The following is a 9,197-nucleotide window of genomic DNA, read 5'->3' on the forward strand; positions in this document are numbered from 1 at the left end:
TCCGGAGGAGAGACCGGGTTCGGTCGTTTTGACTTGTCGGGACCCGTATCTGAAAATGGTGGCCGTTCGGCCGCAATAACGAGACACCACTTGCCGGATGGCAACTGGAACGCAAGGAGAATAGGCGTGGCACGTATCGCTGGCGTCAACATCCCGACTGCAAAGCGCGTTGTTATCGCGTTGCGCTACATTCACGGGATCGGCCCGAAGTTCGCACAGGAAATCGTCGAGAAGGTCGGTATTCCGGCCGAGAAGCGCGTCCATCAGCTGACGGACGCCGAGATCCTGCAGATCCGCGAAACCATTGACCGCGACTACCAGGTCGAAGGCGACCTGCGTCGCGAAACCGCGATGAACATCAAGCGTCTGATGGACCTTGGCTGCTACCGTGGTCTTCGTCACCGTCGTGGCCTTCCGGTCCGCGGTCAGCGCACGCACACCAACGCTCGTACCCGCAAGGGTCCGGCGAAGGCGATCGCAGGCAAGAAGAAGTAATTTCCGGATTTTTCCGGATGGAGGGCTGGCGCGTCAGTGCCGGCCTTCTTTGAGTTTGGCGGGGGCCAACGGGCCCTTTCCAGGTGTAGCCGCTGGAATTACGGCGGCGCTGAGATCCATGAAAGGGAAAACATGGCCAAGGAAGCCACCCGCGTCCGCCGTCGCGAACGCAAGAACATCTCGTCGGGCGTAGCGCACGTGAACTCGACGTTCAACAACACGATGATCACCATCACCGACGCGCAGGGCAACGCGATTGCCTGGTCGTCGGCCGGTGCCAAGGGTTTCAAGGGTTCGCGCAAGTCGACCCCGTTCGCCGCCCAGATCGCTGCTGAAGACTGCGCCAAGAAGGCCCAGGAACACGGCATGAAGTCTCTCGAAGTGGAAGTTTGCGGTCCGGGTTCGGGTCGTGAATCCGCTCTGCGCGCCCTCCAGGCTGCCGGCTTCATGATCACCTCGATCCGCGATGTGACCCCGATCCCGCACAACGGCTGCCGCCCGCGCAAGAAGCGCCGCGTCTGATCATCAATCGTCCAGCCGGGGAGCGCGGGCCGCGCTCCTTCGGTGCTTCTAAGGCTCGGCCGGCACGATTGGATGGTGTCGGCGACAGGAAGGTAAAAACATGATTCAGAAGAACTGGCAGGAACTGATCAAGCCGAACAAGGTGGAGTTCACTTCGTCCGGTCGCACGAAGGCAACGCTCGTCGCCGAGCCGCTGGAGCGGGGCTTTGGCCTCACGCTCGGCAACTCGCTGCGCCGCGTTCTCTTGTCGTCGCTTCGTGGTGCCGCTGTAACCGCGGTCCAGATCGACGGCGTGTTGCATGAGTTCTCGTCGATCCCGGGCGTCCGGGAAGACGTGACCGACATCGTGCTCAACATCAAGGAAATCGCCATCAAGATGGACGGCGATGACGCGAAGCGCATGGTCGTGCGCAAGCAGGGCCCGGGCGTGGTCACCGCTGGCGATATCCAGACGGTCGGCGACATCGAGATCCTGAACCCCGACCACGTGATCTGCACGCTGGACGACGGAGCTGAAATCCGCATGGAATTCACCGTCAACAACGGCAAGGGCTACGTGCCTGCAGAGCGCAACCGCGCTGAAGATGCTCCGATCGGCCTCATCCCCGTCGATAGCCTCTACTCGCCGGTCAAGAAGGTCTCCTACAAGGTCGAAAACACCCGCGAGGGCCAGGTTCTCGACTACGACAAGCTGACCATGACCATCGAAACCGATGGCTCGGTCACCGGTGAAGATGCTGTCGCCTTCGCGGCCCGCATCCTCCAGGACCAGCTTGGCGTCTTCGTCAACTTCGACGAGCCGCAGAAGGAAGTCGAGGAAGAGTCGGTCACCGAACTCGCCTTCAACCCGGCGCTGCTCAAGAAGGTCGACGAGCTGGAACTTTCGGTCCGCTCGGCAAACTGCCTGAAGAACGACAACATCGTTTACATCGGCGATCTGATCCAGAAGACCGAGGCAGAAATGCTGCGCACGCCGAACTTCGGCCGCAAGTCGCTCAACGAGATCAAGGAAGTTCTCGCTTCCATGGGCCTGCACCTCGGCATGGAAGTGCCGGCATGGCCGCCCGAGAACATCGAAGATCTGGCCAAGCGTTACGAAGACCAGTACTAAGAAACAAAAAAGGCAGGTTTACCTCTGCCTTTTCCAGTCAAACTGCGGGCGAATGCCCGTATGTGTCAGGAAACGGCAGCCTCTGAGAGAGAGCCTGCACTAAAGGAGAATAGCAATGCGCCACCAGAATTCCGGCCGCAAGCTGAACCGTACCGCCAGCCACCGTAAGGCGATGTTCGCCAACATGGCGGCTTCGCTCATCACCCATGAGCAGATCGTCACGACGCTCCCGAAGGCGAAGGAAATTCGCCCGATCGTCGAGAAGCTGGTGACCCTCGGCAAGCGCGGCGACCTGCACGCTCGTCGTCAGGCCATCTCGCAGATCAAGGACCAGGACGCCGTCCGCAAGCTGTTCGATGCCATCGCCACCCGCTACGCTTCGCGTAACGGCGGCTACCTGCGCATCATGAAGGCCGGCTTCCGCCAGGGCGACAACGCTCCGCTCGCCGTCATCGAGTTCGTCGAGCGCGACGTCGATGCCAAGGGCGCAGCCGACAAGGCCCGCGTCGCCGCCGAAGCCGAAGCTGAAGCAGCGTAAGGTTCTTCCCCTAAGGGGATAAGAAAAGCCGGGTGAGCGATCATCCGGCTTTTCTGCGTTAAGTCGTCTGATGGCGGGTGCGCAGAGCGTGGTCGGCGACTGCCGCGACCGTAATCCCGGCGATATAGGCGACGATGTTCCAGACGGAGAAGATGCGGCCGAGCAGCAGCGCGCCGGCGAGCGTCAGGCGGAATTCATCGAGCCAGGGCGTGTGGTAAAGCCTGATGAGTTCCACCGTCACGGCAATGACTGTCGAAAGCAGGACCTGTAATCGTGGTCGCCCCGGCACGATCACCGTCACCAGCAGATAGACCATCACGCCCCAGAGCAACGATCCGCCATACTTGACGAACCAGTAGGGCAGGCCGGCTTCGTAGCCTGCGAGCCGAAGTATCGTGCCGGTCGCGATCACCAGCGCCGCAGCGCCTAGTCGCCGGAGCCGGCTCTTGTGGATTGCCTTCATTTTGTCCATCCGCTCCTTCTAACTGGAGTATACGCAGAGGCAAGTGCTGGCGACGGGACGGACCACAGGATGACCACTCTACCCATTCAACGCCTTTCCGGGCTCGAAGGTCTCGACCGCGCGTTGATCGATCCGCCTCCGGCGCCGGAACTCTCCGGTTTCCGCCGCTTCGCCGTCGAGTTCCTTCTGTTCGGCATCAAGGAAGCCCGTGCCTGCCTCTTCGCCGGCCTGTTCTTCGTGTCGATCTTCGTCACACCGCGCGAGGGCTTGTTCGGCATACCGCGTTACGATCTCCTGCTGATCATCGCCATCGCCATCCAGATTTTCATGGTCTGGTCGAAGCTTGAAACGATCGACGAACTGAAGGCGATCTGCCTGTTCCATGTGGTGGGTTTTGCGCTTGAGGTGTTCAAGGTGTCCGGTGCCATCCAGTCCTGGTCCTATCAGGATTTCGCCTACACGAAGGTGCTCGGCGTGCCGCTCTTCGCCGGTTTCATGTATGCTGCGGTCGGAAGCTACATCATCCAGGCCTGGCGCCTGTTGCATGTCCGGATCCGCCATCACCCGCCATACTGGATGGCGGCCGTGGTCGCGCTGGCGATCTACGTGAACTTCTTCACCCATCATTTCATCGGCGACTACCGCTGGTATATCGCCGCACTCGCGATCGGCCTCTATGCCCGCGCGACGGTCATCTACCGTCCGTTCGATCGCGACCGGAAGATGCCGATGATCCTCTCCTTCATCCTCATCGGCTTCTTCATCTGGCTGGCGGAAAACATCTCCACCTTCTTCGCCGTCTGGCATTACCCCAATCAGATCGGCGCCTGGTCCACCGTCCACCTCGGCAAGTGGAGCTCCTGGACGCTGGTGGCGATGATGACCTTCACCATCGTCGCCTCGCTCAAGCACATCCGCGAGAAGATCTACATCCCGAAGTGATATCGAAATAGGTGCTCGGTGCCGCCGGAGACGGGAAATCCTCGCGCCAAGCACAGCCATCTGTCTTCGTGATCCAAAAAAACCGTTGTGGTCAGAAACAAATTGACCTGCGTCAAGTGCTGACGCGGAGCTTGCGCTAGCCTCGGTCCATCAAAGGTTGGACTTGAAAAAAAGAGGTTTCCAATGATTACCGCATCCATTTTCAGCAACGAAAAAGACAGGCTGGTCATTCCGCCGCTCTCGACCTTCTACAATACCGTCGCCCAGCCGATGGCCTGGAGTGTGTTCCGGCTAGCCATCGGCGGCATGCTCGTCGTTGAAGGCTGGCCGAAGATCCTGGCGCCGTTCGCCCAGGTCGGCTTTGTCGAGAAGCTCGGTTTCTATCCTGGCTGGCTCTGGTCTCCGACGCTCGCCCTCCTGCAGGTCGTTGGCGGATTGTTGATCGCGCTCGGGCTGTTCACGCGGCCAGCTGCGCTCGCCAACGGTGTCATGCTCGCGGTCACGCTCTATTTCCATAGCGCCAATCCATATGGGGATGCTTTCCTCACCCAGGCAGGCATCGACGCGCTGAAAGCCGGCAGTGAGTTCTTCACCCCTGAAGCGCTGGCCAGGCTTGCCGATGGCGGCCACGGTTTTCTGCATCAGGTACAGTCCAAGGCGGAGCTTGCCTCCCTCTTCTGGACCGGCGGCGCCTTCCTGTATGCGGCCTTTGGCGGCGGTTATCTCTCGCTCGACCGGGTGCTTTTCAAGAAGCAATTCTGAGGGTGGACTTCGCAGATCAAGGCACCCGGCCATCATGGTCGGGTGTTCTGATTTTGCGGGAAGTGTGAGGGCAGGCAGGCTGCCGCGCGATTGAGAAGAAATGTCCGCTCCATGCGATTTTCGCTCAGCGCCGCCGCCCGCTCGAACGCGCATCGCGCGTCGGCCATCTGTCCAGTCCGGTAGAGGAAATCGGCCTTCGCCGCATGCATTGCCGGATAGGCGGAAAGCTTCGGTTCGTTCTCGATATCGTTGAGCAACATCAGCCCCACCTCCGGCCCAAACGCCATCGCATGCGCCACCGCGCGATTGAGCGCCACGACGGGGGAGGGCATCGCCTCCAGAAGCCTGTCGTAGAGCCCCGCGATCCTGCCCCAGTCCGTATCCTCGAACCGCCGCGCCCGGGCATGGCAGGCCGCCAGCGCTGCCTGCAGGGCGTAGAAACCATCCTCGCCATCGAGCGCCCGGAGCCGCTCCAGCCCAGCCAGCCCGCGCCGGATCAGCAGATGGTCCCAGCGCCCGCGGTTCTGCTGTTCGAGCGTCAGCGGCACGCCATCCGGCCCGACCCGTGCCGCAAGCCGCGAGGCCTGGATTTCCATGAGTGACAGGAGGCCGAGCACTTCCGGCTCGTCCGGCAGCAGGGCTGCGAGCACGCGCCCGAGCCGCATCGCCTCGGCGCAGAGCTGCGGCCGTATCGCATCCTCGCCGGCGCTCGCCGCATAGCCCTCGTTGAAGATCAGGTAGATCACCTCCAGCACCGAGGCCAGCCGTGCGTCCCGCTCGGCGCCCCGCGGCACCTCGTAATCGACGCCGGCATCCGCGATCGTCTTCTTCGCCCGCACGATCCGCTGCGCGATCGTCGTCTCGCTCGTCAGGAAGGCGCGCGCGATCTCGCCCGCCGTCAGCCCGCCGATCAGCCGCAGCGTGAGCGCAGCCCGCGCATCGGCCGAGAGTATCGGGTGGCAGGCCGTGAAGATCAGGCTCAGCCGTTCGTCGCCGATATCGTCGTCCATCGCTGCCTCGATCTCTTCGATCGTCGTGTCCTGCCGGTCGGGATCGTGCCCGATCTCGGCATGTTTCCGCTCGATCATCTTGCGCCGGCGCAAACCGTCGATCGCCCGCCGCTTGGCGGTCGCCATCAGCCATGCGCCGGGGTTGGCGGGAACGCCGGACGTCGGCCAGTCCGCAAGGGCTGCCACCAGCGCATCCTGCGCCAGTTCCTCCGCCGCTTCGATGTCGCGCAGCATTCGGGCGAGCCCGGCGATCAGCCGGGCCCGTTCCATGCGGAAGACGGTTTCCACCGTCCTGTTTAGGTCTGGTGTCTGCATGCGGCGATTATGAGGGGCATGCCTGTCCCGTCAATGCCGCCGGCTATTGCAGCGACATGTCGCCGGCAACGGCCGCCGGGTCCATCCAGACGAGTTCCCAGACGTAGCCGTCCGGGTCCTCGATGGAGCGGCTGTACATGAAGCCGTGATCCTGCGGCGGGTTGGGGTCGGCGGTGCCGCCGGCATCGGCGCCGGCGTTGAGCGTCGCGTCCACCGCCTCGCGGCTGTCGACGCTGATCGCCAGAAGCGCCTGGCTCTCCGCCCGTGCGTCGCCGATCGGCCTGCTCGTGAACTCCCCGTACCGGGCGTGCGTCAGCAACATCACCGCGATCGTCTCGGAGAACATGTAGGACTTCGCCGACTCGTCGCTGAACTGCGGGTTCCGCATCGCCCCGATCGCCTCGTAGAAGGCGGCGGAGGCATCCAGATCCCGAACAGGCAGGTTCACGAAAATCATTCTCCCCATGCAGCGTCCCTTCCGTCCGGCGCGTCAGCCCTGGCCGCGCTTTGAAATCATCTCGCCGGCCCGCTGATGGCTCGCTTGTCCTTCTGAAGAGGCGATCTCGACGAAATCCTCCATCTCGTAGAACGGACGGATCTCGATCTCGCTCGGACCCGGCATCGGATTGGGGCAGCGCTTCACCCATTCCACCGCCTCGGCCATGTCCTTCACCTCCCAGATCCAGAAGCCGGCGACCAACTCGTTCGTCTCGGCAAACGGTCCGTCGATCACCCGCCGGCTGGCGCCATCGAAGGCCACGCGCTTGCCAAGCTTCGACGGCTTCAGCCCGTCGCCCGAAAGCATGATGCCCGCCTTGGCCAATTCCTCGTTGAACTTTCCCATCGCCTCGAACATTTCCGTGGACGGCATAATGCCTTTCTCGCTGTCCGTCGTCGCCTTGACCATCACCATCACACGCATCGTCATTCTCCTGTTTTCGAAACCAGCGCATTCTCTGCGCATGATCTCACGACGAACGGGGCCGGACGGAATCGACACGGGTCACTGAAAAATTTTGCCTTGCCAATCTCGCCGTTGAATTCGACGGTAGGATGACACGCCAAGTCCCGCGTTTTCGCAAGCAGAAATCCGAACTTGGCCGCCTCTGTCCGGTCGCGGAAGGTCCCATGCAATCATTTGACTCATCCTCGTCTTCCACGCTGAACGCCGAAATGCTGATCGACGGCAAGGCCGAAGGCCCTGTGCTCTTCGCTGATACCGCGCTCAGCTTCTGGGGCGGCGTCGATCCGGAAACGGGTATCGTCATCGATCAGGCCCATCCGCTGCACGGACGTTCGATCGCCGGCGCCATCCTCGCCATTCCCGGCGGCCGTGGCTCCTGCACCGGCAGTGCCGTGCTGATGCAGCTGATCGCCAATGGCAAGGCGCCAGCCGGCCTCGTCTTCTGCCAGCGCGAGGAAATCCTCACCCTCGGCGTCATCGTCGCCGAGGAGATGTACGGTCTGTCGATCCCGGTCTCCGTCGTGGAGCCGGAGCGCTTCGCTGCTCTCGCCGACACCGAACGGGTGCGGCTCGTGAAGGAGGAGGACGCGTCACCGGTCGAAACACTGCACCTCACCGATCACGACCGCCATCTCCTTTCCCCGGAGGTCCCGAAGGCGACGCAGGTAGCGATGCGCATCGTCATCCGCATGGCCGGCCTGCTCAACGCTGAACGACTGATCGACATCCGCCAGGTCCATGTCGACGGGTGCATCTATACCGGCCCCGTCAGCCTCGATTTCGCCGAAAAGCTCGCCGCTTGGGGCGGCCGCGTCGCCGTGCCCACCTCGCTCAATGCTATTTCCGTCGACCAGCAGCGCTGGCGGGAGCAGGGCACCGACCCGACGCTCTCGAAGGCCGCCAGCGCGCTCGGCGACGCCTATGTCCGCATGGGCGCCACGCCCACCTTCACCTGCGCCCCGTACCAGCTGGAGAGCCGGCCGGCCGAGGGCGAGGATATCGCCTGGGCCGAATCGAACGCCGTCGTCTACGCCAACAGCGTGCTCGGCGCCCGCACGATGAAATACCCTGACTTCCTCGACATTTGCATCGCGCTGACGGGCAGGGCGCCGCTCGCCGGCTGCCACCTCGACGAAAACCGCAAGGCAGGCCTCGTGATCGACGTGCACTGTCCCGATGGCATCGACGACAGCTTCTGGCCGCTGCTCGGCTACCGCATCGGCACGCTGGCGCCCAACATCGTTCCGGCCATCGCGGGACTGGAGGCAACGACTCCCACGGCCGACGACCTCAAGGCTTTTGGCGCAGCCTTCGCCACCACCTCGGCTGCGCCGATGTTCCATATCGTCGGCGTCACGCCGGAAGCCCCGACCCTCGGTGAGGCGGCGAGCCGCCCCGATCTGCCGCACCTGTCTGTCACAGCCTCCGATCTCTCCGCCGTCTGGAACGGCTTCAATCCGACCCTGGGCGACACAGTCGACCTCGTGGCCCTCGGCAATCCGCATTTCTCCTTCGAGGAATGCAAGGCGCTTGCCGCCCTCTGCCGCGGTCGCGTCAAACACCCGGACGTGGCACTTACACTTACGGTAAGCCGTTCCACTTACGACAGGATCGTCGAGGCCGGCATCTATGCCGAGCTGGAAGCGTTCGGCGCCACCTTCGTCCGCGACGCCTGCTGGTGCACCGTGATGCAGCCGATCGTCCCGCCGGCTGCGCGCCTCATCCTCACCAACTCCGGAAAATACGCCCACTACGGCCCCGGCCTCAGCGGCAAGCAGGTCCGCTTTGCCGCGCTGTCCGCCTGCGTCGAGGCCGCCGTCAGCGGCCGCTCTCCCGCCGCGCCGCCACGCTGGCTAGCGCACTGATTTCAGGCGGAAATCCAAAGGGGGTCGGCGAATCTAGTCTCACGATGACAGTCCCGTTTGGCGGATCGACGTAGATGAACCACGCCGTCGTCCTGCAGCGTGTCCGACGTCGGCATCCGCTGGGGGTCTTCCATCTTGGACGCTTCTCCGGCATGGACCGCCGCCATTATGGCGAAACGCCGGTCGAAACTCTGAGACGCCTCGGCCGCC

General features: G+C 63.0%; 11 protein-coding genes. 7 read left to right on the forward strand and 4 right to left on the reverse strand.

Annotated features, from left to right (window positions below; translation table 11 throughout):
* Window positions 1-126: 126 nt before the first annotated feature.
* The 4 genes from rpsM (at window position 127) to rplQ (ending at window position 2,666) form a co-directional block, all read left to right on the forward strand.
* Window positions 127-495: a 30S ribosomal protein S13 gene (rpsM, locus tag J5J09_RS09315; RefSeq protein ID WP_208549437.1), complete on the forward strand. Its 369-nt coding sequence runs from the start codon at window positions 127-129 to the stop codon at window positions 493-495.
* 132 nt (window positions 496-627) lie between these two features.
* Window positions 628-1,017: a 30S ribosomal protein S11 gene (gene rpsK / locus J5J09_RS09320; RefSeq protein ID WP_015915761.1), complete on the forward strand. Its 390-nt coding sequence runs from the start codon at window positions 628-630 to the stop codon at window positions 1,015-1,017.
* A 100-nt stretch (window positions 1,018-1,117) separates the two neighbouring features.
* A complete protein-coding gene (locus tag J5J09_RS09325; protein ID WP_208549438.1) occupies window positions 1,118-2,128 on the forward strand; it encodes a DNA-directed RNA polymerase subunit alpha in 1,011 nt (336 codons plus the stop codon).
* A 115-nt stretch (window positions 2,129-2,243) separates the two neighbouring features.
* Complete coding sequence (gene rplQ / locus J5J09_RS09330) at window positions 2,244-2,666, forward strand: 50S ribosomal protein L17 (RefSeq protein ID WP_208549439.1); 423 nt, start codon at window positions 2,244-2,246, stop codon at window positions 2,664-2,666.
* A gap of 58 nt (window positions 2,667-2,724) precedes the next feature.
* On the opposite strand, the gene J5J09_RS09335 is transcribed toward rplQ, so the two are convergent.
* A complete protein-coding gene (locus J5J09_RS09335; RefSeq protein ID WP_208549440.1) occupies window positions 2,725-3,138 on the reverse strand; it encodes a DUF2809 domain-containing protein in 414 nt (137 codons plus the stop codon).
* A 60-nt stretch (window positions 3,139-3,198) separates the two neighbouring features.
* Between J5J09_RS09335 and J5J09_RS09340 the strand changes: the two genes are divergently transcribed.
* Together J5J09_RS09340 and J5J09_RS09345 are read left to right on the forward strand one after the other, a co-directional pair.
* A complete protein-coding gene (locus J5J09_RS09340; protein WP_208549443.1) occupies window positions 3,199-4,071 on the forward strand; it encodes a DUF817 domain-containing protein in 873 nt (290 codons plus the stop codon).
* Window positions 4,072-4,254: 183 nt separating this feature from the next.
* Window positions 4,255-4,833 carry a DoxX family protein gene (locus J5J09_RS09345; protein WP_208549447.1) on the forward strand — a complete coding sequence of 193 codons (579 nt, stop codon included), beginning with the start codon at window positions 4,255-4,257 and terminating at the stop codon, window positions 4,831-4,833.
* 32 nt (window positions 4,834-4,865) lie between these two features.
* Here J5J09_RS09345 and J5J09_RS09350 read toward each other — a convergent pair whose 3' ends face one another.
* From J5J09_RS09350 to J5J09_RS09360, 3 genes are read right to left on the reverse strand one after another with little or no spacing between them, the layout of a single operon-like run.
* Window positions 4,866-6,158, reverse strand: coding sequence for an RNA polymerase sigma factor (locus tag J5J09_RS09350; protein WP_208549452.1), 1,293 nt, complete (start codon window positions 6,156-6,158; stop codon window positions 4,866-4,868).
* Window positions 6,159-6,201: 43 nt separating this feature from the next.
* Window positions 6,202-6,624 carry a VOC family protein gene (locus J5J09_RS09355; RefSeq protein WP_208549454.1) on the reverse strand — a complete coding sequence of 141 codons (423 nt, stop codon included), beginning with the start codon at window positions 6,622-6,624 and terminating at the stop codon, window positions 6,202-6,204.
* A 24-nt stretch (window positions 6,625-6,648) separates the two neighbouring features.
* On the reverse strand, window positions 6,649-7,080 hold the full coding sequence (locus tag J5J09_RS09360) for a YciI family protein (RefSeq protein WP_208549459.1): 432 nt from the start codon (window positions 7,078-7,080) through the stop codon (window positions 6,649-6,651).
* Between the two features lie 206 nt (window positions 7,081-7,286).
* Between J5J09_RS09360 and J5J09_RS09365 the strand changes: the two genes are divergently transcribed.
* Complete coding sequence (locus tag J5J09_RS09365; RefSeq protein WP_208549464.1) at window positions 7,287-8,987, forward strand: aconitase family protein; 1,701 nt, start codon at window positions 7,287-7,289, stop codon at window positions 8,985-8,987.
* Window positions 8,988-9,197: the final 210 nt, after the last annotated feature.

It is taken from the genome of Ciceribacter sp. L1K22, assembly GCF_017599385.1.
GTDB lineage: Bacteria > Pseudomonadota > Alphaproteobacteria > Rhizobiales > Rhizobiaceae > Allorhizobium.